Here is a 22,583-nt window from a genome sequence, read left to right as displayed (position 1 = left end):
GGATGCGAACCTGCCGTCGGCAGCACTTGAGCGGCTGGTGGTTCTCGCTGCCGGCAAGCCTATCTTCGCCATCGGCGTTTCGCCTGACAAGGCGGAGCGGCTGACACCGGTGCTCGGCAGCCTGGCGCTGGCCTTCATGGATCGGCGCGAGGCCACCGCGCTGGCCAGCGCCGACGCCACGGATCAGGATCTCGTCGGCGGGCTAAGGCGCGCCGGCCTCAGTAGCGGCGTGGTGACGGCGGGCAATGGTCTGGTACTCGGCTTCGACGAGACCGGCGCCTTCTCGGTCCTGCCGCCGACGCGGAAAATCGTGGATGTCGCCGGCGCCGGCGATGTGTTGGCGGGTGCAACGGTGGCTGCCCTGCTGAACGGCCTGGCACTGCCTGCGGCGCTGCGCGAAGGCGTTGCCGCGGCGATGCTTGCCATCGAAAATGCGGAGCTTGCACCAGCCTTCACGGCGGCGGCCTTTGCCGAGGCGCTGGCCCTCGTGCCCGAGGCGCGGGAGTTGGCGTGAGCGCTGGGTCAGGTGAGGGATTCGAATTCAAAGTGGACTGCTCCGGCAGTGCAGTTCACTTCCCGGCCCGCCGCCCCGCTTCATAGGCCCGGTGCGCCCAGACCGCCATCTCGTCCGGGTCGTCGAAGGCGCTGTCGGGAATGCTCCAATACGGCATCGAGACCAGCTTGCCGTGCCGCGAGCCGGTATAGGTCCATTGCCGGCAGCCGGCGGCTTCAAAATCGGGAGCGCTTTCAGCGTCCGCCTTCAGCAACAGCTCGCCGCGCAGTACGATCGCGACGATGACGCCGTCGAAATAGATGCCCTTGCCGCCGAACAGCTTGCGTATGCTGACCGGGCCGAGCCCTTCGAAAAGTTCGGCGATGCGTTCATTGTCCATATCGTGATCATGTCATTCGGATTCGGCCTTGTCATCGCCGCAACCAAAACCATGCTGACAGGTTGAGAGCCATTCGTCGGAGTTTTGTCATGCCGCTTCTGCTCAAAGGGTCCTGCCGCTGCAATGCCGTCCGCTTCGAGGTGGAAAGCCACACGCCGGTGCCGTTCATGCTGTGCTACTGCTCGATCTGCCGCAAGCAGCAGGGCGGTGGCGGCTTCGCCGTCAATCTCGGCGCGGACTACGAGACGCTGAAGATAAATGGCAAGCGCAATCTTGGCGTCTACCGGGCCGAGATCGAGGACGACGAGCATCCGCAATGCGAAATCTCGTCAGGCGAGCGCAATTTCTGCAGGAAATGTGGGTCCGCGCTCTGGCTCTACGATCCGACCTGGCCGGAGCTGGTGCATCCCTTCGCCTCGGCGATCGACAGCGACCTGCCGAAACCGCCGGAGAAGGTGCACCTGATGTTGAAATACAAGGCGAACTGGGTCGAGCCGGAGGTCGGCAAGAAGGACAAAGCGTTCGACGTCTATCCCGAGGAGTCGATCGCCGACTGGCACAAGCGAACGGGGATGTGGGTGGAGTAGCTATTTGCGTAGCCCTGAAATTTTGACGAATCGGATGGCGCTAGCGGATATTGTGCCCAGGCGATTGGCCGAACCCCTGTTCCGTCGTCATCCTGGGGCGGAGCAAGGAGCGAAGCGACGCGGCCCAGACCCCAGGATCCATGCCGTGACTTCAGAGCGTTGCTTCGGTGCAGAATTCTGCTCCGCCGCACTCTTCAGTTAAGGTTACGGCATGGATCCTTGGGTCTCCGCGACGGAGCTTCGCTCCTGCTTCGCCCAAGGATGACGATGTTGAGAGGTTTCGGGCAATCCCGAACGTTTGCGTGTCGAGGAACTAGCGGGCCCAATCAGGCCGAAGCGCGCGCCTCGGCCAGCGCTTTCAGATCGGCCGGCTTCAGTTCAACGGATTCACCGCAGCCGCAGGCCGAGCTCTGGTTCGGGTTCCTGAAGGTGAAGCCGGTACGCAGCGTCGTCTGCTCGAAATCCATTTCGGTGCCGAACAGGAAAAGCGCAGCCTCCGGCGCGACATAGACATGGGCGCCGTCGCGCTCGATATGATCGTCCTTGGTGTTGGGTTCGGTCACCAGATCGACCGTATATTCCATGCCGGCGCAGCCGCCCTTCTTGATGCCAAGGCGGATGCCATGCGCGTTTTCCCGCGTGGCGACGATGTCGCGCACCCGGTCTGCGGCTTTTTCGGTCATCGTGATGACGGCGAAGCGTCCCATGTTTTCCTTCTCCATTCTGTGCAGGTTCAAGGCCTGCCGAATGATTCCTCACCTAAAATGGTGAAGTTTTCTACCTGGCGCAAGTGCGCCAGCCTCTGGCTGGCCCGACGCTAGTACCACCCCACCGCCACCTGCGCCTCTTCCGACATACGGTCGGGCGACCAGGGCGGATCGAAGGTCATGTTGACCTCGACGCCGGAAACGCCTTCGACGGCGCCGACGGCGTTCTCCACCCAGCCGGGCATTTCGCCGGCCACCGGGCAGCCGGGCGCGGTCAGCGTCATGTCGATCTTGACCGAGCGGTCGTCCTCGATGTCGATCTTGTAGATGAGGCCAAGCTCGTAGATATCGGCCGGGATTTCCGGGTCGTAGACCGTCTTCAGCGCCGAGACGATATCGTCGGTCAGCCGCGCCAACTCGTCGGCGGGAATGGCCGAGGCGGAAACCAGCGGATTGACTGCTGCTTCCGGTGCGGTCTCAGTGGTGTGGCTAGCGTCATCCATGGTCGTCACCCGAAGAACTTTCGCGCTTTTTCGAGCGCATCCGCCAAAGCGTCGACTTCGGCCCTGGTATTATACATGCCGAACGATGCCCTGCATGTGGAGGTTACGCCGAAGCGTTTCAACAGCGGCTGGGCGCAATGGGTGCCGGCGCGGACGGCCACGCCCTGCCGGTCGATGACCATCGACACGTCATGGGCGTGGATGCCCTGCAACTCGAACGAGATGATGGCGCCCTTGCCGGGCGCATCGCCGAAGATGCGCAGCGAGTTGATGGCCCTGAGCCGCTCATGCGCATAGTCCTTCAGATCGGCCTCGTGCGCGGCGATGCGCTCGCGGCCGATCTTTTCCATGTAGTCGAGTGCGGCGCCCAGCCCGATCGCCTGCACGATCGGCGGCGTGCCAGCCTCGAAACGGTGCGGCGGCTCGTTGTAGGTGACGATGTCTTCAGTCACCTCCTCGATCATCTCGCCGCCGCCCATGAATGGGCGCATGCCCGCGAGAATATCCTTCTTGCCGTAGAGCACGCCGATGCCCGAGGGTCCGTAGACCTTGTGGCCGGTGAAGACGAAGAAATCGCAGTCGAGATCCTGCACGTCAACAGGCATATGCACGGCGCTCTGGCTGCCGTCGACCAGCACCGGAATGCCGCGCGCATGCGCAATGCGCACGATCTCCTTGATCGGCGTCACCGTGCCCAGCGCGTTCGACATGTGCGTGATGGCGACCAGCTTGGTGCGGTCGGTCAGCCGCTTCTCGAATTCCTCGATGTGGAAGACGCCGAGGTCGTCGACCGGCACCCAGACCAGTTTGGCGCCCTGCCGCTCGCGGATGAAATGCCAGGGCACGATGTTGGAGTGGTGCTCCATGATCGAAAGGACGATCTCGTCGCCCTCGCCGATATTGGGCATGCCATAGCCATAGGCGACCGTGTTGATCGCGGAGGTGGTGTTGGAGGTGAAGACGATGTTGTCGGTGCTGGGCGCGTTCAAAAACCTCTGTACTATCTTCCGCGCGTTCTCATAGGCGTCGGTCGCGGCATTGGACAGGAAATGCAGGCCGCGATGGACGTTGGCGTATTCCTGGGAATACGCATGCTGGATGGCGTCGAGCACCGCCTGCGGCTTCTGCGCCGAGGCGCCATTGTCGAGATAGACGAGAGGTTTTCCGTAAACTTCCCGCGACAGGATCGGGAAGTCGCGGCGGATCGCCTCGACGTCGTAGGGGATGTTTTCGACTTTCTGGTCCACAGCAATCAACCTTCCGATGTGGTTCCCCCTCACCCGACCTCCGCTTCGCTACGGCCACCCTCTCCCCGAGGGGAGAGGAGATCGCCAACGTCGCCGCCAAGCCTCTTCTCCCCTCGGGGAGAAGATGGCCGCGAAGCGGCCGGATGAGGGGGCTATCAATCGCCCCCCGTCGCTTAACCGTGCGTCGCGAACCAGTCGTCGAGCCTCGTCTCCAAGGCTTCGACGATCGCTTCGTCGTCCAGTTCCTCGATCACCTCGGCGACGAAGGCTTTCACCAGCAAGCCACGAGCCGTCTTCTCGTCGATGCCGCGCGCCATCAGGTAGAACAGATGGTTGTGGTCGATCTCGGTGACCGTCGCGCCATGGCCGCAGACGACGTCGTCGGCGAAAATCTCCAGTTCCGGCTTGGTCGAGAACTCGCCATCGTCCGACAAAAGCAGCGTGTTGCAAGCCATCTTGGCGTTGGTCTTCTGCGCATATTGGTGGACGTTGATGCGCCCCTGGAACACGCCGCGCGCCTTGCCGGTGACAACATTGCGGATCACTTCCGTCGAGGTCGTGTGCGGCACGGCATGGTCGAGCACCATGGTGACGTCGGTATGCGTATCGCCGGCAAGCAGGTTGATGCCGCGCAGCGTAAAGTCGGCGCCCTCGCCTGTCGTCCTGACCACAATCTCCTGGCGCACGAGCTTGCCGCCGGCATTCATGACGAACAGCGTCAGTTTCGTATTCTTGCCGAGATGTGCCTTGAACTGGGCAAGATGCGTTGCCGTATCCGGCTGCTCCTGCACGATCAGCCATGTCACTTCGGCGCCCTCGCCAAGCACAAGCTGGCTGACCGAACTGACAAGTGCCGCCCCCTCGCCCGCCTGACGCTCGACGACGACGGCCTTGGCGCCGGCGCCGACACGCGTCAGCAGACGCACATGGGTCTGGCCGCCGGCCTGCAGGTTCTGCAGCTCGACCGGCTTTTGCAGTTCAGTGCCATCGGCGATGTCGACGAAATAGCCGTCGGCGACGAAAGCGGTGTTGAGCGCGCCGATGGCGTCATCGGCGCCATAGGAATCGAGCCCGGGTGCGACACTGCCGTCGGTCAGTTTCTCCGACAGGCGCTGGACCGTCACGCCCTCGATAGCGGGAACCTTGGCGCTCGACACGCCATTCAGCACCGGCAGCACGGCGGAGCCCTCAACGATCGGCGCGATGGCTTTCGCGGCGGCAGCCGGATCGAAGTCCGGCACCACGTTCAGCAGACGGCGCAAATCGGTGTAGTGCCAGGATTCAATGCGCCGCGTCGGCAAGCCGTGCTTGATTGTCTCGATGGCATCGTCGCGCTTCAGCATCACCGCGCCGTCGCCGGGCAGCAGCGACAGCCGCTCGCCGAAGGCGTCGATCAGCGCCGTTTCGGCCGGGGTCCGCTGGGGTTGAGTATGCATATTCATCAGTATCGCCTTGTCTGGCTTGCCTTCTTGGCCTGCTGGCATCTCACGCGGCTTCGCCGATCACGCCGGCATAGCCATTGGCCTCGAGATCGAGCGCCAGCGATTTGTCGCCCGACTTGATCACCTGGCCCCTGTAGAGCACGTGCACCGAGTCAGGCACGATGTGTTCGAGCAGGCGCTGGTAGTGGGTGATGACGACGATGGCGCGATCCGGCGAGCGCAGCGCGTTGACGCCGTCCGAGACGATCTTCAGCGCATCGATGTCAAGGCCGGAATCGGTCTCGTCGAGCACGCAGAGTTTTGGTTCGAGCAGCTTCATCTGCAGGATCTCGGCGCGCTTCTTCTCGCCGCCGGAGAAGCCGACATTAAGCGGCCGCTTCAGCATCGCCATGTCCATGTTGAGCGAGCCGGCGGCATCTTTCACCCGCTTCAGGAATTCCGGGATCTTCAGCGGTTCCTCGCCGCGCGCCTTGCGCTGCTCGTTCATCGCCACCTTCAGGAATTCCATGGTCGCGACGCCCGGTATCTCCATCGGGTACTGGAAGGCGAGGAAAATGCCCGCGGTGGCGCGTTCGGCCGGGTCCATTTCGAGGATGCTCTCACCGTTGTAGAGGATGTCGCCTTCGGTGACCTCATAGTCCTCGCGGCCGGCGAGGATGTAGGACAACGTCGACTTGCCCGAGCCGTTCGGACCCATGATGGCGGCGACCTCGCCGGCTTTCACCGTCAGATTCAGGCCGCGGATGATCTCGGTGCCGTCATCGACGATGCGGGCATGCAAATTCTTAATCTCAAGCATCATTTTCTACTTTCGTGTCCTTAGTGTTCTCGACGCTCGGTCCTTGACGGGATATCCCTAAAAGCGCGCCCGCAAGATCGCCAGTAACCAACATCCAGCCAAAAAACCCAACCGCGCCTAGGCCCGCGACCGAACCACCAATAGTCTTTACCGAACTCAGGCCAAACATTGCGCCTATCAGAGCCATCACGGCACCTCCAACAGCCAGCGTCAGCAAGAGCATCAGAACGATGAATATCAAGCTCTCGATTCGCTCGAAGAATTTCCAGGAGCGCCGTTCCATCTAATCAACCCACACTTCCCTCAAGCGAGATGCCGATCAGCTTCTGCGCCTCGACCGCGAATTCCATCGGCAGTTGCTGGATGACGTCCTTGACGAAGCCGTTGACGATCAGCGCAATCGCTTCCTCTTCGGGAATGCCGCGCTGCATGACGTAGAATTTCTGGTCCTCGGAAATCTTCGACGTCGTCGCCTCGTGCTCGAACTGCGCCGTCGAGTTCTTGGCTTCCATGTAGGGCACGGTGTGCGCGCCGCACTGGTCGCCGATCAGCAGGCTGTCGCAATTGGTGAAGTTGCGGGCATTGGTCGCCTTGCGGTGCGCCGAGACCTGGCCGCGATAGGTGTTCTGCGAGTAGCCGGCGGCAATACCCTTGGAGATGATGCGGCTCGACGTGTTCTTGCCGAGATGGATCATCTTGGTGCCGCTGTCGACCTGCTGGTAGCCATTCGACACAGCGATCGAATAGAACTCGCCGCTGGAATCGTCCCCGCGCAGGATGCAGCTTGGATATTTCCAGGTGATCGCCGAGCCGGTCTCGACCTGCGTCCATGAAATCTTCGAACGGTCGCCACGGCAGTCGCCACGCTTGGTGACGAAATTGTAGATGCCGCCCTTGCCCTCGGCGTCGCCGGGGTACCAGTTCTGCACCGTCGAATATTTGATTTCGGCGTCGTCGAGCGCCACCAGTTCGACGACGGCAGCGTGAAGCTGGTTCTCGTCGCGCTGGGGCGCCGTGCAGCCTTCGAGATAGGAGACGTAAGCCCCCTCCTCGGCGATGATCAGCGTGCGCTCGAACTGGCCGGTGTTCTTCTCGTTCATGCGGAAATAGGTCGACAATTCCATCGGGCAGCGCACGCCCTTGGGCACGAAGACGAAGGAGCCGTCGGTGAACACGGCGGAGTTCAGCGTGGCGTAGTAATTGTCGGTGGTCGGCACGACCGAGCCGAGATACTTCTTCACCAGTTCCGGATGCTCGCGGATCGCCTCCGAGATCGAGCAGAAGATGACGCCGGCCTGCGCCAGCTCCTTCTTGAAGGTGGTGACGACGGAGACGGAATCGAACACCGCGTCGACAGCGACGCGGCCCGATTTGTAGACATTGTCGCTGGCCTCCTCGAATTCCGACACGTCGGTCTTCTGCACGCCAGCGAGGATCTCCTGTTCCCTCAGCGGAATGCCGAGCTTTTCATAGACCTTCAGCAGTTCGGGATCGACGTCGCTGAGCGACGTCGGGCCGGGGGTGCTCTTGGGCGCCGCGTAATAATAGATGTCCTGGAAATCGATCTTCGGATGGTGGACGCGCGCCCAGGTCGGCTCGTCCAGCGTCAGCCAGCGCCGATAGGCTTCCAGACGCCATTCCAGCATCCAGGACGGTTCGTCCTTCTTCGCCGAAATGAAACGGATGATGTCTTCGCTCAGGCCCTTGGGGGCCTTGTCCATCGCGATTTCGGTCTGGAATCCATATTTGTATTGGTCGACGTCGATCTTTCGGACCCGATCGATCGTGTCCTGCACAGCAGGCATATGCGTTCTCCATCCACGCCGGGGTCAAGGCCCGACAGTTTTCAAACTATGGCACCGCGAAACGAGCAGCCATGGGCGCTCCGAGGCGGCGTAAGTTCCATATAGTGCGCCTCGGCCGGAAATTCACCCGGCCACTATGAAACGCACGGCTCTACCAGGCCCTTGTGGCCCGTAATCCTTTTTCTTGAGCATCGAATTTTTCCGAAAACCGCTTCACACTTTTCGGTTCGATGCTCCAGCCGCCCTCAAGCAGCTTTTTCCCTGTCCGCCCTACGCGACGCGATCCCCGCCAGCGCGATGCGGAACAGTTCGATGTCCTCGGCGCCGGTTGCGTGGCCAATGGACACGCGCAAGGCACCGAGGCTGTCGCCAAAACCCATGGCCTTCAGCACATGGCTTGGACCGACCTTGCCCGACGAACAGGCTGATCCGGCCGACAACGCGACGCCGGCCAGATCGAAGGCGATCTGCGCCGTCTCGGCCTTGATGCCGGGAATAGCGAAGAATGTCGTATTGGCAAGCCTCGGCGCACCGGTTCCAAAGATTTCCGCGTTCGGCACCAGCGTCTTCACGATGGCCTCGATCCCGTCGCGGCGATGGCCGACCGCAGCGATGCCCGCCAATCCGGCAAGCGCCTGCCGCGCCGCCGCGCCAAAACCGGCAATGGCCGCCAGGTTCTCGGTGCCGCCGCGATGGCCCTTTTCCTGGCCACCGCCAGTGATCAACGGCTTCGGCATCATCAGGTCGGCGGCGGCAACGATGGCGCCGACGCCCTTGGGGCCGCCGATCTTGTGCGAGGACAGAATCAAATAATCGGCGCAACCCGCTGACATGTCGATCGGAATGCGGCCCACCGCCTGTACCGCATCGACGACCAGAATGCCGCCCGCCGCCTTGACGATCTCGGCGATGCGGTCAATCGGCTGAATAACGCCGGTCTCGTTGTTGGCGGCATGGATCGCCACCAGCGGCAAGCCTTCACCCTTGTCATGCGCGGCCAGAGCCGCCGACAGTTGGGCGAGGTCGGCGATGCCATTGGCGTCGACGCCGATCCGCATCACCAGCGCTGCCGGAAAATGCCCGCCATTCAGGATGCAAGGATGGTCGGCTTCCGAGACATGGAGCCGGCTCATGCGCACAGTGCCGCGGCCCATCCGCCAGTCCGCCGTCAGCAGCATCGAGGCGGCTTCCGTCGCGCCGGAGGTGAACACGACATGCTCGGCTTTGGCATTGACCAGGGCGGCGACGTCGCGCCTTGCATTCTCGATCAGCCTCCGTGCGGCGCGACCCTCGGCATGGACCGATGACGGGTTGGCGGCGACATCGAGCGCGGCAATCATTGCGTCACGCGCCGTGGACAGCAGCGGCGCGCTGGCATTGTAGTCGAGATAGGTGCGTGTCCTTGCCATTTTCGTTTCGATCGGTCCCTCAAGAGCCATTCCGCTGTGATAGCGCGTTATTTCCTTGAAATTGCAAGGCAAGCCGTCCTATTTACGCGGCTTGCGGCGTGGGTGGCCGAGGCACGATTTTTTGGCCACTCAGTTTTGAACAATTCTAAACTAGCTTCTAAGAAGACGCTCGCCCTGCGTCAAGGCCTGGGAAGACTGGGGCCTGGGGAAGAGTTGTTCCGGGCGCGCCGCGCATTCTTATGCCAATTGGAGTATTTTATGCCTGAGGTCATTTTCACCGGTCCGGCCGGCCGCCTGGAGGGCCGCTACCAGCCCTCCAAGGAAAAGAGCGCGCCGATTGCCATCGTGCTGCATCCGCATCCGCAATTCGGCGGCACGATGAACAACAAGATCGTCTACGACCTCTTCTACATGTTCCAGAAGCGGGATTTCACCACGCTTCGCTTCAATTTCCGCGGCATCGGCCGCAGCCAGGGCGAATTCGACCATGGCACCGGTGAACTGTCGGACGCGGCCGCCGCACTCGACTGGGTGCAATCGCTGCACCCGGATTCCAAGAGCTGCTGGGTCGCCGGCTATTCCTTCGGTTCATGGATCGGCATGCAGCTTCTGATGCGCCGTCCCGAGATCGAAGGCTTCATCTCGATCGCGCCGCAGCCCAACACCTATGATTTCTCGTTCCTGGCGCCCTGCCCGTCTTCAGGCCTCATCATCCATGGCGACGCCGACAAGGTGGCGCCGCCCAAGGACGTGCAGGGGCTGGTCGACAAGCTGCACACGCAAAAGGGCATCACCATCACCCAGAAGACCTTGCCCGGCGCCAACCATTTCTTTTCCAACGACGCTGAGCTTCTGCTCGAGGAATGCGCGGACTATCTCGATCGCCGGCTGGCCGGCGAATTGTCCGACCCACGGCCGAAGCGGTTGAGATAGGAGCGGACCCTGATGTACCAGCCTCCCCATTTCCAGGAGACGCGGCAGGAAATCCTGCACGGGCTGGTACGGGCGCATCCGCTTGGGCTGCTGATCTCCAATGGTGCCAAGGGGGGCGCCGAGGGGCCGGTCGCCAATGCGATCCCCTTCCTGCTCGATGCCCCCTCCTTGCCCAACGCGGATGTACCGCCGAAGGGCAGGCTGCGCGCGCATCTGGCCAAGGCCAACCCGCAGTGGCGCCTGCTGGCCGACAGTCCTCTCTCACCCGTATTGGTCGTCTTCCAGGGCACCGACGCCTATGTGACGCCTTCCTGGTATGAGACCAAGCGCGAGACCGGCAAGGTCGTGCCGACCTGGAATTACGCCATCGTCCAGGTGCGCGGCATGGTCAGGGTGATCGAGGACCGGGACTGGCTGGCGCGGCAGATTTCCGATCTGACGATGTCGCAGGAAGGCGCACGCGAAGCGCCCTGGGCCGTCACCGATGCGCCGCCGGCCTTCATCCAGTCGCAGATCAAGGGCATTGTCGGGCTCGAAATCGAGATCACCGATATAAGCGGCAAGTGGAAGGTCAGCCAGAACCGGCCAGCCGCCGACCGAGTCGGTGTCGCCGAGGGACTGGAGAGCGAAGGCAAGAGCGCCAGTTCGGCCGACATGGCCGGGCTGGTCAGGTCCTACGGCGGCATCGAGAGCCAGTAGCCGAGCCGAAAGGTCGTCTTGCGGATAGGCAGGCTCGCCGAGTTTCGACGGAAGATGAAGCCGAGCCGGGCAAAGATCAGTCCGCACAGGATCGCGCCGGCGCAGCCGAGACCGAAGCCGGCGACGGTGTCGCTTGGATAATGCACGCCGACGAACACCCGCGTCGACGAGATGCAGGCAGTGATCGCCAGCGCGATGTACCAGCGCCTCGGAAACAGCAGCAGCGCGATGCCGAAGACGGCGCCCATGGTGGTGGCGTGGCCGGATGGAAAGCCGGCAAAGCGCGCCTCCATGGCGAACGGATGCAACGACAACACCCCGAATTGATCGAAATAGAGCGGACGCGCTCGGCCGATGCCGTATTTCAGCAGATTGACGGCTATGCCTGAAAGACCGACCCCACCAAGCACCAGAAAGGCAAAGCAGGTCCAGTTGTAGACGATCATCAGCGTGTGCCTGGAAAGGCTTCGCCAGTCGGTCAGGTTGGCGGCAACAAGGCAAAGCGCTGCCGGAATGAGGTACCAGCCGCCCAATCCGAAAACCGTGAAGAACTCGGTGAAGCGGGCAAGACCAGGGGGCCACTCTCCCCAAAGCACCCCAGCCGCCCGATCAAGGCGCAGGAAAACCGCGGTTGTGAGCAGGATCCAGGCCAGCAGCCAGACCGGCCAGACTATGCGCGGATAGCTGGCCTTGCGCACGGCAAAGCGCCTTCGCACGATCCGTATCGTGTCGAGAAAGTTGCCAAGAGATCGGTGGAACACCGCGGTTGCGGTCATGGACATGTTCACCTGGTCATCCGGTAAAGGCCAAGCGACAGCCTGTCGCCCGAGGAATAATTGATGCCGTCGATCTCGGCGACGCGGTCCGCCGATTTGCCCTGCCCCGCCAGCAGATCGGTCAGCTTTTTCTCGTCGCCGACCGGCGCCAGTGCCAGCGCGCAGGCCGGGTCGTCCAGCAGATGCCTGGCGACGCCGTCGACATCGGTTAAAATGGTCTTTGTGCCTACCAGGAACACCAGGCTCGGTTCGTGATATTCCGCGGAGGCGAGCACCGTCGTCTCGCAGGGGCGGTTGGCGCTAACCGCAGCCTCGATCCGAGGGCTCAGCCAAAGCGGCTGCAACGACGGCGCGATGATGCCGAACAGCAGACCATAGGCAACGCCGGCGCAAACCGCGATAGCGCCTATGCGGCCAAGGGACACCTGCAACTGGCGCGAAAAGGCCAGATAGCCAGCGCCGAGCGCCGCGGCGGCGGCCGGAATGCTCCACCACAGGAAGGTGCCGGCGAGATAGATCGGCGCGGCGATGCAGACCACCGCAAGGCCCACTGTGACCACGGCGAGGCCGAAGGCGGTCGACCACCATAGCCACACCTGCCAGCGCTTGAGCGGTGCATTCGCGTCCTGCGGCTGCAATGTCAGGAGCCAGCCGATCAGCAGCGCCATGCCTGGATAGGCCGGCATGACATAGTGCGGCAGTTTCGTCGGGATCAGTTCGAACAAAAGCCAGAACGGGATATACCAAGCGAGGCAGAAACGAAGCCGGGGATCATCGCGCAGACGATTGAGGGCCTGGAGCCCGGCGCCGACGGCAATCAGGCCGAAGGGCCACATGAACAGCGAATAGGTCAGCATGTAGAAGCCGGGCGGAAGGCCGTGCGATTCCTCGCCCTGCGCGACCTTGCCGAGCATATCCTTGCCGACGGCCTGCTGCAGGAAAGCGCCGCTGCTTTTCCAGGTGATGAGGATGAGCCATGGCAGCACGATCAGCAACACGAGGGCCAGGCCGCGCGCCGGCTTCAGCTTCGCCAGCCAGCGCCAGTCCCGTTCGAAGGCGAACAGCGCGGCGACGGTCAGCGCCGACAGCAGCGGCGCGATCGGCCCCTTGATAAGGATCGCCGCGCCCTGGGCCGCCCAGAAGATCCATGGCAGATGGCTGGCAACGGCCTCCTTCCGGCGCGACGCCAAATAGATCTGCGCCAATGCGCCCTGTGCCAGCACACAGCAGGCCAGCAACATCGCGTCGGTCTTCGCGTCACGCCCCTCGAAGGCGGTCGCGAAAATCGCAGCCATCACCAGGCCGGCGGCCAGGCCGGCGCTGGTTCCGAAAAGATTGGCGCCTGTCCAGGCGATCGCCGCGACGGCAACGGCAATGCCCAGGGCGGAGACCAGGCGATACACCCAGATCGGCGCTTCGGCGCCCTTGCCGCTCAGCGTGACGGCGGCCGATTGCAGCCAGTAGATGCCGATCGGCTTCTGGTAGCGCGAGGCCTGCTGAAAGCGGATGTCGACATAGTCGCCGGTCTCGACCATCTGCTTGGTGGCCTGGACGAAGCGCGGTTCGTCGCGATCGAGCGGTGGCATGGTCGCCAGCCCGCTAACCGTCATCAGCAAGCTGAACAGGAAGAGAAAGAGGATGTTCCTGTTCATTCAACCACCGATCGCTTACCCTGATAGACGGATTTCTCAGTCGACCTTCGTCATCGCCGCTTTGCGCTCATTGGCGATCAGCCAAAGATTGCGGATGTAGATAAACATGCCCAAGGCCTGGCCGGCGATGAACACCGGATCCTGCCGCTGGATGGCATAGACCAGCAGCAGGCCGCCGCCGCCCAGCGAAAAGAACCAGAAGGCGACCGGCACGACGCTGCGCTTGGCTTTTTCCGACGCGATCCACTGCACCACGAAGCGCATGGAGAAGAAGAACTGGGCGACGAAGCCGAGCAGAACCCAGGTGTCGAACTGCTTGATGAAAACCTGATGGAACCAGGTCGCCAATTCCTGAAACACGTTAGCCATGCCTGATTTCCTCTGCCTTGGGCATTCTGCGGCGCCGCCGGCGCAGCCACCAGACGCCGACGAGATCGAGCGCACCCTGCAGGCCGCGATCGAAAATGCCGTAGTTCGATTTGCCGTGACGCCTTGAGCGGTCGACGACGTCGCAATGAACGACGCGAAAACCTTCCTGGATGACCAGCGCCGGAACGAAGCGGTGAGTGCCGTCGAAGAACGGCAATTTCCGGAGGATATCCGTATGGATCGCCTTCAGGCCGCAGCCGGTATCGCGGGTCTCGTCATGCAGGATTGCGTTTCTCAGCCAGTTGGCGAAACGCGAGGCCAGTTGCTTGATCTTGCTGTCGCGGCGTTTCAGGCGCTGTCCCTGCGACGCGCCGAACTCAGGGCCGGCCTGCCGCAGCGCATCGATCAGCATGGGAATGTATTGCGGGTCGTTCTGGCCGTCGCCATCGATCGTGGCGACGATCCCGCCACGCGCCGCCCAGGCGCCCGAGCGCACCGAGAGCGACTGGCCGGCGGATTTTTCGTGCCTGAGGTGACGCAGCGGAAATGGGCGAAGCGCAGCCTCGGCGGCCAGTACCGAGGTCGTCTCGTCGGTCGAACCGTCGTTGACGACGATCACCTCGAAGTCGCGCCCGGCCATCGCGGCGCCGATCTCGTCGAGCAGGAGCGGCAGGTTCGCCGCCTCGTTCCTGCAAGGAATGACGATGGATATCTCCGGCATGTCGCGTCGGGGCTCTGTCACAGGATATGGCATTTGGTGGATGCCGTGCGGTGCCGTTCCAGCGGGCGAAGGCTGCAAGGACCCGTTGGCGCGGCGCCTCATTACGCCAGCCGAAACGATGACGCAAGCATTCGCGCCGGATCATCGCAGACGGCATCGGCGTGGCCACAAAGCCGGATTCCACTTTTGCTGATCGCGCTTGAGTGCTAAACGCGCGCCTTCAATACCCGGGCCGCAGCGGCCGGGCGCTTTCGGGAAAGAAAAAATGTCCGCCTTCAAATCCGATTTCCTGCGCATCATGAGCGAGCGCGGTTTCATCCACCAGATTTCGGATGAGGCCGGTCTCGATCAGCTTTTCGCCAAGGAGACGGTGACCGCCTATGTCGGCTACGACGCGACGGCGACCAGCCTGCATATCGGCAATCTGATTTCGGCGACCATGCTCTACTGGCTACAGGAGACCGGCCACCGGCCGATCGCCCTGATGGGCGGCGGCACCTCGATGATCGGCGATCCTTCCTTCCGCGACGACCAGCGCCAGCTTTTGACGCCCGAGGCGATCGCCGCCAACATCGAGGGCATCAAGCGCATCTTCGGCCGCATCCTGCGTTTCGGCGATGGTCCCAGCGAGGCGATCATGGTCAACAATGCGGACTGGCTGATGAAGCTCAACTATGTCGAATTCCTGCGTGATGTCGGCCGGCATTTTTCGGTCAACCGCATGCTGACCTTCGATAGCGTCAAGCTGAGACTCGAGCGCGAGCAATCGCTGTCGTTCCTCGAATTCAACTACATGATCCTGCAGGGCTATGATTTCGTCGAGCTTAGCAAGCGCTATGGCTGCCGGCTGCAGATGGGCGGATCGGACCAATGGGGCAACATCATCAACGGCGTCGATCTCGGCCACCGCATGGGCACGCCGCAGCTCTACGCTTTGACCACACCGCTGCTGACGACGACGTCGGGCGCCAAGATGGGCAAATCGGCCAAGGGCGCGGTGTGGCTCAACGGCGATCTCTTCTCGCCCTATGACTTCTGGCAATACTGGCGCAACACCGAGGACGCCGACGTCGAGCGCTTCCTCAGGATATTCACCCGCCTGCCGCTCGCCGAGATCGCGCGGCTCGCCGCGCTGGGCGGTTCCGAGATCAACGAGGCCAAGAAGGTTCTGGCCACGGAAACGACGGCCATCGTGCACGGCCGCGAGGCAGCCCAACAGGCCGAGGAAACCGCGCGCAAGACGTTCGAGGAAGGCGCACTCGCCGAAACGCTGCCGACCGTCGAGGTTGGCCGGGCCGATCTCGAAAGCGGGATCGGCATCTTGTCGCTGCTCGTCACTGCCGGCCTTGCCGCATCCAACGGCGAGGCGCGAAGGCATATCCAGGGCGGCGCCGTGCGCCTCAACGACCAGCCGGTGTCAGACGACCGCAAGGTGGTGACGCCTCAGGATATGAGCCCGGAACAGGTCGCAAAGCTGTCGCTCGGCAAGAAAAAACACGTGCTGGTGCGGCCGGTTTGACGAGAGCCTGATCCGTCTCGATAGAAACTTGATCAGCTAGCTGCGGCCAATGGCCGAGATGGGGTGGAATATTGCCATTCGTCTCATCGGAACGAGCAGGTAGCGGCTCCGCTCCACCCCAGCAAAGCCATCTCAATATGGTGATTGGTGGTCGAGGAACAATATCTCTTCAGGTCGAGGGAGAGTTCCTAGCCTTTCGCTTAAAGGTCATTTACGGTCAAGGCGAAGAAATTCTGCAGTAAGTTTCAGCTGGTTGCCGAACGATATGAGGAAGATAACGCTAGAGTCCGCAGATCTCCACGCCTTGGTTAACGAAACGCGCGAGAGGCAGCTCGACCTGGGGTGCCGCCCTATCGTACTGAAAAATCCGCCAGGATTCGCCATCACTGCGTTTGTTACCGATGCTGAATTTCAGTCTTTGCAAGCATCGCGAATGTGCGTTTGCACCGCCGTCGACCAGGAGATGCCGAGTGCGGAAGCTCGACTTCGCATGGTTTCTCATGGCAACGGCTTTCGAGCCGCTCAGGGTGGCAGTTCCAATGTGGGGTTAACAAGCGGGCCTTATCTGACCTACGACGAAATCGTCGGTTCCCTTGAACGTCTGTCGGAAGCGTATCCGACGTCGGCTGAATTGTTGAGGCTGCCGAATATAAGCGTCGAAGGGCGGCCGATATTCGCCCTCCGGATTGGTAGCGCGCGAGGACCCAATGCAAAGACAGCAACTCTGGTGGGTGGTCTGCACGCTCAGGAATGGGTGCCTCCAGATGCGTTGGTACGCTTCTGCTCAGACCTTTTGGAGTCATACCGTTTTGGTGCAGGGCTCCAATATGGAGACTGTGAGATCGATGCGAGCGGGGTCGACACAATCATTAAGAACCTGCAGCTCTTGGTCCTGCCCTGCGCAAATCCTGATGGCAGAGTCTATAGCCAGACAGTCGATCCCAACTGGAGAAAAAATAGGGCTCGGTACCCGATGGAAGATGGCACGATATGCCACGGCGTTGATCTCAATCGCAATTTTGATGTCGTTTGGGACTTCGCGCGCCATTTCGCCCGTGGCTTCGCGCATGCTTCAAGCAAACCATCTTCTTATGTCTATGTTGGGCCCTCGGCTGTATCGGAGCCGGAAACCCGTAATATCGTCTGGCTCCTGGATCGGTTCCCGGACACGCGATGGTACGTCGACGTACATAGCTATGCTCCCGCCGTTCTTCACAGTTGGGGCATTGACAGCAGTCAAACTGTAAACCGCCACGAGAACTTCCTTAATCCTAGCTTTGATGGTTGTCGGGGAATTCCCTGGGATCGTAGGTATGGAGAATTCATCGAAAAGGCCGATCTCGAGGAGGCGGTCAGACTTTCGAGGTTGATGAGTTATGCTGCACAGTGCGTAGGCGGTGTTCGCTATCGGGTAAGGCAGGCTTATTCGATCTACGGTACGTCCGGCGCGAGCGACGACTACGCCTATAGCCGGCACCGCGTTAATCCCTCCTCCGGTCGCATCTTGAGCTTCACTCTGGAATGCGGACGTGAGTTCCAGCCCGAATTGTCAACCCGAGAAGCGGTTATGCGCGAGGTGGGCGCTGCCTTGGCCGCTTTCTCTCTGGATGTCGCAGCCCAATAGAAGGCTAAACGTCAGATAGCCATGGCGTGTTCAACTGCTTGCCCTTCGGTCCAGGCAGCCCCCTCACCGGCGAGTCTAATCAGCTTCTCGCGAGGTACAATGCTGGCGACTAGTGGGGCTAGCCGCTCATAGATCTTCTGTTCAGTTCCTTCGCGAACCGACCCATGGAAGAGTCGCATGCGGTCAGAATAGCCGAGCATGCGAGCGGCTCGATCCAATTTTCCGTCAAGGGCTGCAACCAGCGCAAGGTGTTCGACCAGGATCACTATATAGCTGGACAGACCGAGTGTGTTCGCATCTCTCAAGCTCTCTCGCGCGGTCTCCCGCGCCTCGCCGGTCATACCGAGAATGAGTTGATACGCTGCCAAATTCATACGCGCGAGCGACAAGGTGTGCCGATGGTTGTGCTTAACTGCAAGATCGATTGCTTGCTGGACAAACATCAGCGCATCATTTGCCGCGCCTAGGCTGAAACGATTTTCGGCCAGGCAGATAAGCACGAAACGCATCCCAAAATTGTCCTCTATCTCTTGAAAGATATCGGCGGACTCCTTGAGAAGTGTATATCCGTCGAGGAAATTACCTTCGAAATCGGAAAGGACACCGAGGCTAAGTAAGCAAGTGGCGCGTACCTTCGTATCGCCATAAGGTGGCAGCAGCATGTGGCTTTCCTCAAGCAACAGTCTGGCGTGTCTTGTCTCAGTTGGAGAAGATAGCGCTTGTCCGGCTCGCACCAAACACTGTGCCAGTTCCAACGTGCTACCCGAAGCGCGGAAAAGTGCCGCTGCTTCCAGAGCTGGTTGTGCAGCGTCTCTCCCGCCGAACCAGGCGTGATGCACATAGCTGGTGGCGTAGAGAAGTCGAGCCTTCACTAGAAGCGGAGTGTCTTCTCGTACGTGAGCGGACGTGGCTTGGAACCAGCGGTCAATTTCAGGGAAGAGGGATAACTCCAACATAAGACGCAGGCTGTGGCTTGCGAGTTCAAGTCCAAGCTCGATTTCCCCGTTCGCGCCAAAGGCCCATTCGAGACTCGCCCTGAGGTTATCGAGATCAGGTGCATATATCTGGAGCCAGTTGTCCGTCGACCCATCAAGCCACTCGGCCGAAGCCTCGGCATAAAAGGAGATCAGGAAACTGCAAAGGCGACGAGCTAGTGACTCGTGTTCCTCTTTAGCCAATCGTCCGAGTGCGAAGCTACGGGTCGATTCCAACAAGCGATAGCGTGTCTGATGACCGACAGGGACAAGGGTCACGAGCGATTTGTCGACAAGCGAAGAAAGCATGTTAAAGACATTACTGTGAATGATCGTATTATCTGTGGCGACAGCCTGGGCGCTCTCTAAGGTAAACCCTCCAGCAAAGATCGCGAGCCGCTTCAACAACGTCTGTTCGTCTGCAACCAAAAGATTGAAGCTCCATTCAAATACCGATTGGAGCGTTTGTTGCTGTGGCAGTGCAGTCCGCGAGGCGCCACCGAGGACTATAAGATGCTTCTCAAGAAGGTCTGCCAACTCATGGGCCAGCAAAGCTCTCAGATGTGAAGCAGCAATTTCAAGAGCGAGCGGAAGGCCATCTAGCCGCTTACAGATTGTACATACCGCTGCTACATTTTCCTTTCCCACTGTAAAACCTGTGCCGGCTGCGCTCCCTCGTTCTGCGAACAGCCTGACAGCAGGATGCCTAAGTGCTGACTCTGCTGAGGCAGCGTCCGGATGCGTCGGGAAACTTAGCGATGGAATGCGATATATGCGCTCACCGCGAACGGCCAGCGGTTCTCGGCTCGTGCAAATGAGGCTCACCCCAGCGCAATTGCGCAAGATGGCTTCCGCTGTCTCTGCTACAGAGAGAAGGAGATGCTCGCAGCTATCCAGAATTATCAGCACGGACTTGTCACGTAAGAATGACACAACGGTGTCCAAGGCAAGCCGACCCAGCGCTATACCTCCACCAAACAGCGTTGCGAGGCTCTCGGCAACCAGCTGACCATCAGTGAGGGAAGCTAGTTCCAGCACCCACACGCCGTCCGGATATCGCAGAATAGCCTCCCTCCCGAATTCCAAGCCCACACGCGTCTTGCCCACGCCGCCTGGTCCCACCAAGGTGATCAACCGAAATTTCCGAGCAAGTATTTCCATATCTCTCAACTCGGAGTCTCGCCCAATCAACGCTAGTGTTTGCTGAGGGATGTTGGTGCGACGCGGCGAGTCTAATTTCAACGGTGGGAACTTGCTGCCGAGACCCAGTGCCATTAGTTGATGCAGTCGCTGAGGGGTATCGACATCTCTCAGCAAGTGTTGGCCAAGATCCAGCAGAGCGGCACCATCGGGAAGGTTGTCAATCATAATGCTTGCTGCATCAGACACCAATATTTGGCCCCCGTGAGCGGCCGCTACCATCCGTGATAGCCGGTTAAGGGGGGGGCCAAAAAAGTCGTCATCTCGCGTTTGTACTGCCCCAATATGAATGGCCATCCGAACCTTCAAATACTCGACATCTTGAAATCCGTCGTCGTGCAGTGCCCTCTGAGCCTCGATCGCTGCACACAGGGCGGCAAATGCTTGGGGGAAAACTGCGTGGACCGCGTCTCCAACCCTCTTAAAAATGCGCCCGCCAGCATTCTTGACTGCGCGGCTCAAAATAAGATCGTGCCGCTCTATTGCCACCTGCATGGCCGTGGGCAGGCGCTCCCAGCGATCCGTCGAACCCTCTATGTCTGTAAAAAGAAAGGCGAGGGTCGCGCTTGAGCCTGGGCGACGTTTCGTAGGGCCAGAGGCTCTTGGTTCAAGCATATATTAGCCTCGATCGGACCACCCCGTTGTTCCCCAACATTTCGAAACTATCATGCGGTCCGGTGAGCACAAGCAGCACGAATTCGAGCATAGTCAATCGTGCTCAGGCGTAGAACGCAGAGCGTCTTCAGAAAGTCGGGCTCTTATGCTGTTTTTCACAGCAAAAGAGGAATCTTATGGAGTTCCGATTCGGCCAATCTCCGCGACCGCCAGCCGAGCTTTGTAGGCACGTCGAAGAGACGTCCCGGAGCGAAGCGGCATCGACTTGGCCTAAGGCCAGGCACCAACACGCGCGCAACAGGAATACCGATCGCAGCACGCGTCAAGTTCACTGCAATCATAGCCAGATTCGCGTCGTTGCACGCCCGTATGCAGCGCTCCACTGCATCAGACGCAGTAGCAGGACCGCGCTCGTCAAGAATGCTTCGAATGGGGGGGCCAGCTGACTGTAGGTGAGGAACGGTTTCGAAGGATACTAGCGACATCCAGCGCAATATGTCGTTTGCGCCGTCACCTATGCTAGATAGTCTGAGGGCTATCTCGCTTTGCAGCATCTCCGTAATCGCTGAGAGGATAGCAGAGGCTGGATCAAAGTTGGCAGCTGATCCAAATGCAACGTCGCGCCCTTCTGGAGTTGCAGAAACGGCGGCGTAAGCCGGTATCCCCAAGTCGGTTGTGAGATCAAGGACTTCAAATCGACGCGGACGATCGCCAATCCAGTGAGCCAAATCTGACGCGTCCCTGATATGAGAAACATCGACAGGCCGCTTTCGATCGGCCCCCATCCACCAGAGCGCGACAGCATCCCGCTCAACTAGCTCCAAAAAGGCGACTACGACAGCCTCCTCCCACGTTGACGCCGCGGCACAACCATTACTGTCAGAAATTGCGAAGGATGACTCGTCACCAGCCTCGGCGTAACCGATATAGACCACGGCGGCTGGGACCAGTATCCGGCGGCCGTGGGTCAGCGACATGGCCTCCACCCAGTCGAGCGATAGCTCGCGGTTAAGCGGGTTTGGTACCCACTCACTCCTCGCTTGCACCGCATTCCAAGACGATCGCTGCCTATACTGCTCATCGCTAAAGAGAATAAGAGCAGAAGGATCGATAGCCCTGCTCTGCACCTTTGCGATGGGTGCCCGCACATAGACTTCATCCCCCCAAAGACAAGCACTTGTCAGCTCCACCGCTTCCCCAAAGCAAGAAGATAGAGCCAACGCGGGTGACAGCCCGCGACCGGCCGGGACCCGCCCCGCCCCTCGCTGGGCAGCGAGGGGGAGCATAGCTCCTGAATCAGATTCGCTACGAGGTAGCGCTACGGCGAAATAGGCGGGCGCCCCCGAATTTGGTAAGGAAACAAAGCGATAGCGCTGAGATATGAACTCAACGGATCCCGCCGAAATGCCAGAGATCGGAAGCGCCACCGCTTGTCCATGAATACGCTATGTTGCGCTCAACGGCATCGTTTAAAGATCTGTTGTCCGAGTGCCACTAGGTCGTTCGAATCAAGGCTTTCGGCTACGAAGTCCTCGTAGAGGTTCGTAAGGTCCCACAAGCACTCAAGATCTCGACGCGTCGGCACTACAACAACTGTCCGGCCAGCAGGAATGACCTGACTGTCCGCTTCATCGTCGAACATCACCGCGACCTCATCGCCCTCGATTGGGATAAGGCCACAGTCTCCAGAAGAATTGATTTTCCCCGTCACCCCCGCGGCTTCAAGAATTTGCTTGCGATTGACATCGCCTTGTTCGGTCCAATTACTTGTAAATGCGGCAAGGTCGCTTACCGCCTGCGCCGACGGAGCAGGCGACGTTGGGTTGTCCTTTGCCCAGCGAAGTCTGACAATGAGGCTCCCCATATCTTCTGGAACTGCGTCAACGACGATGGCGGCCATGCCCTGTCTCCTGCTCTGTTCCACTATTTTGAAAATCTAGCATCACATGGCCAGCGTTTTTCAACAACTGGTTCTTATACGCAGCTGGATCGTTGCAAGAATCTGCAGGTGTCTAAGCACGCATAACCAAGAAAACTGACGGGCAAATCGATGTTGTCGCTGCAGTCGACCCCTTCTTGGTGGCTATCGCCGATGGAATAACCGACGAT

The 22,583-nt window shown here is 60.5% G+C and carries 22 protein-coding genes; 6 read left to right on the top strand and 16 right to left on the bottom strand.

The features are described 5' to 3' along the window. On the top strand, positions 1-514 hold a 514-nt coding region (locus MESS2_RS16240), incomplete at its 5' end, for a PfkB family carbohydrate kinase (protein WP_040593258.1). 55 nt (positions 515-569) lie between these two features. On the opposite strand, the gene MESS2_RS16235 is transcribed toward MESS2_RS16240, so the two are convergent. After that, positions 570-893 (bottom strand): TfoX/Sxy family protein, encoded by a 324-nt coding sequence (locus tag MESS2_RS16235; protein WP_008875467.1) that lies wholly within the window; start codon positions 891-893, stop codon positions 570-572. A gap of 89 nt (positions 894-982) precedes the next feature. Between MESS2_RS16235 and MESS2_RS16230 the strand changes: the two genes are divergently transcribed. Beyond that, the gene (locus tag MESS2_RS16230) at positions 983-1,480 is read left to right on the top strand and encodes a GFA family protein (protein WP_008875466.1); all 498 of its coding nucleotides are present in this window, start codon (positions 983-985) and stop codon (positions 1,478-1,480) included. A 326-nt stretch (positions 1,481-1,806) separates the two neighbouring features. Here MESS2_RS16230 and sufA read toward each other — a convergent pair whose 3' ends face one another. From sufA to MESS2_RS16190, 8 genes are all read right to left on the bottom strand, one after another. Beyond that, a complete protein-coding gene (gene sufA, locus MESS2_RS16225; protein WP_006332807.1) occupies positions 1,807-2,187 on the bottom strand; it encodes a Fe-S cluster assembly scaffold SufA in 381 nt (126 codons plus the stop codon). Positions 2,188-2,297: 110 nt separating this feature from the next. Further along, complete coding sequence (locus MESS2_RS16220) at positions 2,298-2,690, bottom strand: SUF system Fe-S cluster assembly protein (RefSeq protein WP_008875465.1); 393 nt, start codon at positions 2,688-2,690, stop codon at positions 2,298-2,300. A 5-nt stretch (positions 2,691-2,695) separates the two neighbouring features. After that, entirely contained in the window at positions 2,696-3,937 is a 1,242-nt protein-coding gene (locus MESS2_RS16215; RefSeq protein WP_040593256.1) for a cysteine desulfurase, read from the bottom strand. A 173-nt stretch (positions 3,938-4,110) separates the two neighbouring features. Further along, positions 4,111-5,379, bottom strand: coding sequence for a Fe-S cluster assembly protein SufD (sufD, locus tag MESS2_RS16210; protein WP_051069111.1), 1,269 nt, complete (start codon positions 5,377-5,379; stop codon positions 4,111-4,113). A gap of 43 nt (positions 5,380-5,422) precedes the next feature. Continuing rightward, entirely contained in the window at positions 5,423-6,178 is a 756-nt protein-coding gene (sufC, locus tag MESS2_RS16205; RefSeq protein WP_008875462.1) for a Fe-S cluster assembly ATPase SufC, read from the bottom strand. Beyond that, positions 6,171-6,461, bottom strand: coding sequence for a hypothetical protein (locus tag MESS2_RS16200; RefSeq protein WP_008875461.1), 291 nt, complete (start codon positions 6,459-6,461; stop codon positions 6,171-6,173). The genes sufC and MESS2_RS16200 overlap by 8 nt, the downstream gene beginning before the upstream one ends. Positions 6,462-6,465: 4 nt before the next feature. Next, positions 6,466-7,983, bottom strand: coding sequence for a Fe-S cluster assembly protein SufB (gene sufB, locus MESS2_RS16195; protein ID WP_008875460.1), 1,518 nt, complete (start codon positions 7,981-7,983; stop codon positions 6,466-6,468). 245 nt (positions 7,984-8,228) lie between these two features. Further along, a complete protein-coding gene (locus MESS2_RS16190) occupies positions 8,229-9,392 on the bottom strand; it encodes a cysteine desulfurase family protein (RefSeq protein WP_040593267.1) in 1,164 nt (387 codons plus the stop codon). 258 nt (positions 9,393-9,650) lie between these two features. Between MESS2_RS16190 and MESS2_RS16185 the strand changes: the two genes are divergently transcribed. Continuing rightward, positions 9,651-10,325: an alpha/beta hydrolase gene (locus MESS2_RS16185; protein WP_006332791.1), complete on the top strand. Its 675-nt coding sequence runs from the start codon at positions 9,651-9,653 to the stop codon at positions 10,323-10,325. Between the two features lie 12 nt (positions 10,326-10,337). Continuing rightward, a complete protein-coding gene (locus tag MESS2_RS16180) occupies positions 10,338-11,024 on the top strand; it encodes an FMN-binding negative transcriptional regulator (RefSeq protein WP_008875458.1) in 687 nt (228 codons plus the stop codon). Here MESS2_RS16180 and MESS2_RS16175 read toward each other — a convergent pair. Genes MESS2_RS16175 through MESS2_RS16160 form a run of 4 tightly spaced genes read right to left on the bottom strand, consistent with a single transcriptional unit; the run spans position 11,000 to position 14,542 of the window. Next, positions 11,000-11,800 (bottom strand): phosphatase PAP2 family protein, encoded by an 801-nt coding sequence (locus MESS2_RS16175; RefSeq protein ID WP_157357736.1) that lies wholly within the window; start codon positions 11,798-11,800, stop codon positions 11,000-11,002. The genes MESS2_RS16180 and MESS2_RS16175 overlap by 25 nt on opposite strands. Positions 11,801-11,808: 8 nt before the next feature. Next, entirely contained in the window at positions 11,809-13,452 is a 1,644-nt protein-coding gene (locus MESS2_RS16170) for an ArnT family glycosyltransferase (protein WP_008875456.1), read from the bottom strand. Between the two features lie 36 nt (positions 13,453-13,488). Continuing rightward, on the bottom strand, positions 13,489-13,821 hold the full coding sequence (locus MESS2_RS16165; RefSeq protein WP_008875455.1) for a lipid-A-disaccharide synthase N-terminal domain-containing protein: 333 nt from the start codon (positions 13,819-13,821) through the stop codon (positions 13,489-13,491). Continuing rightward, complete coding sequence (locus tag MESS2_RS16160) at positions 13,814-14,542, bottom strand: glycosyltransferase family 2 protein (RefSeq protein ID WP_008875454.1); 729 nt, start codon at positions 14,540-14,542, stop codon at positions 13,814-13,816. The genes MESS2_RS16165 and MESS2_RS16160 overlap by 8 nt, the downstream gene beginning before the upstream one ends. A 265-nt stretch (positions 14,543-14,807) precedes the next feature. Here MESS2_RS16160 and tyrS point away from each other — a divergent pair, with 265 nt between their 5' ends. Together tyrS and MESS2_RS16150 are read left to right on the top strand one after the other, a co-directional pair. After that, on the top strand, positions 14,808-16,061 hold the full coding sequence (tyrS, locus tag MESS2_RS16155; RefSeq protein ID WP_008875453.1) for a tyrosine--tRNA ligase: 1,254 nt from the start codon (positions 14,808-14,810) through the stop codon (positions 16,059-16,061). 304 nt (positions 16,062-16,365) lie between these two features. After that, positions 16,366-17,685 carry a M14 family metallopeptidase gene (locus tag MESS2_RS16150; RefSeq protein ID WP_244440008.1) on the top strand — a complete coding sequence of 440 codons (1,320 nt, stop codon included), beginning with the start codon at positions 16,366-16,368 and terminating at the stop codon, positions 17,683-17,685. A gap of 11 nt (positions 17,686-17,696) precedes the next feature. Here MESS2_RS16150 and MESS2_RS16145 read toward each other — a convergent pair whose 3' ends face one another. The 3 genes from MESS2_RS16145 to MESS2_RS16135 all read right to left on the bottom strand — a co-directional run bounded on the left by MESS2_RS16145 (position 17,697) and on the right by MESS2_RS16135 (position 22,374). Continuing rightward, a complete protein-coding gene (locus MESS2_RS16145) occupies positions 17,697-20,474 on the bottom strand; it encodes an ATP-binding protein (RefSeq protein ID WP_083918549.1) in 2,778 nt (925 codons plus the stop codon). Between the two features lie 155 nt (positions 20,475-20,629). Continuing rightward, the gene (locus MESS2_RS16140; RefSeq protein WP_083918548.1) at positions 20,630-21,760 is read right to left on the bottom strand and encodes a YcaO-like family protein; all 1,131 of its coding nucleotides are present in this window, start codon (positions 21,758-21,760) and stop codon (positions 20,630-20,632) included. A gap of 170 nt (positions 21,761-21,930) precedes the next feature. Further along, positions 21,931-22,374, bottom strand: coding sequence for a hypothetical protein (locus tag MESS2_RS16135; protein ID WP_008875449.1), 444 nt, complete (start codon positions 22,372-22,374; stop codon positions 21,931-21,933). Positions 22,375-22,583: the final 209 nt, after the last annotated feature.

Source organism: Mesorhizobium metallidurans STM 2683 (assembly GCF_000350085.1).
Classification (GTDB): domain Bacteria; phylum Pseudomonadota; class Alphaproteobacteria; order Rhizobiales; family Rhizobiaceae; genus Mesorhizobium; species Mesorhizobium metallidurans.
Note: the sequence above shows the minus strand (reverse complement) of the source record. Positions and strands in the feature narration are given on the sequence as shown.

Bases quoted from the DNA above. Each gene is read 5' to 3' on its own strand.
- MESS2_RS16235 (WP_008875467.1), bottom strand. From the start codon at position 893: ATGGACAATGAACGCATCGCCGAACTTTTCGAAGGGCTCGGCCCGGTC.
- MESS2_RS16230 (WP_008875466.1), top strand. From the start codon at position 983: ATGCCGCTTCTGCTCAAAGGGTCCTGCCGCTGCAATGCCGTCCGCTTC.
- sufA (WP_006332807.1), bottom strand. From the start codon at position 2,187: ATGGGACGCTTCGCCGTCATCACGATGACCGAAAAAGCCGCAGACCGG.
- MESS2_RS16220 (WP_008875465.1), bottom strand. From the start codon at position 2,690: ATGGATGACGCTAGCCACACCACTGAGACCGCACCGGAAGCAGCAGTC.
- sufD (WP_051069111.1), bottom strand. From the start codon at position 5,379: ATGAATATGCATACTCAACCCCAGCGGACCCCGGCCGAAACGGCGCTG.
- sufC (WP_008875462.1), bottom strand. From the start codon at position 6,178: ATGCTTGAGATTAAGAATTTGCATGCCCGCATCGTCGATGACGGCACC.
- MESS2_RS16200 (WP_008875461.1), bottom strand. From the start codon at position 6,461: ATGGAACGGCGCTCCTGGAAATTCTTCGAGCGAATCGAGAGCTTGATA.
- sufB (WP_008875460.1), bottom strand. From the start codon at position 7,983: ATGCCTGCTGTGCAGGACACGATCGATCGGGTCCGAAAGATCGACGTC.
- MESS2_RS16190 (WP_040593267.1), bottom strand. From the start codon at position 9,392: ATGGCAAGGACACGCACCTATCTCGACTACAATGCCAGCGCGCCGCTG.
- MESS2_RS16185 (WP_006332791.1), top strand. From the start codon at position 9,651: ATGCCTGAGGTCATTTTCACCGGTCCGGCCGGCCGCCTGGAGGGCCGC.
- MESS2_RS16180 (WP_008875458.1), top strand. From the start codon at position 10,338: ATGTACCAGCCTCCCCATTTCCAGGAGACGCGGCAGGAAATCCTGCAC.
- MESS2_RS16175 (WP_157357736.1), bottom strand. From the start codon at position 11,800: ATGACCGCAACCGCGGTGTTCCACCGATCTCTTGGCAACTTTCTCGAC.
- MESS2_RS16170 (WP_008875456.1), bottom strand. From the start codon at position 13,452: ATGAACAGGAACATCCTCTTTCTCTTCCTGTTCAGCTTGCTGATGACG.
- MESS2_RS16165 (WP_008875455.1), bottom strand. From the start codon at position 13,821: ATGGCTAACGTGTTTCAGGAATTGGCGACCTGGTTCCATCAGGTTTTC.
- MESS2_RS16160 (WP_008875454.1), bottom strand. From the start codon at position 14,542: ATGCCGGAGATATCCATCGTCATTCCTTGCAGGAACGAGGCGGCGAAC.
- tyrS (WP_008875453.1), top strand. From the start codon at position 14,808: ATGTCCGCCTTCAAATCCGATTTCCTGCGCATCATGAGCGAGCGCGGT.
- MESS2_RS16145 (WP_083918549.1), bottom strand. From the start codon at position 20,474: ATGCTTGAACCAAGAGCCTCTGGCCCTACGAAACGTCGCCCAGGCTCA.
- MESS2_RS16140 (WP_083918548.1), bottom strand. From the start codon at position 21,760: ATGCTCCCCCTCGCTGCCCAGCGAGGGGCGGGGCGGGTCCCGGCCGGT.
- MESS2_RS16135 (WP_008875449.1), bottom strand. From the start codon at position 22,374: ATGGCCGCCATCGTCGTTGACGCAGTTCCAGAAGATATGGGGAGCCTC.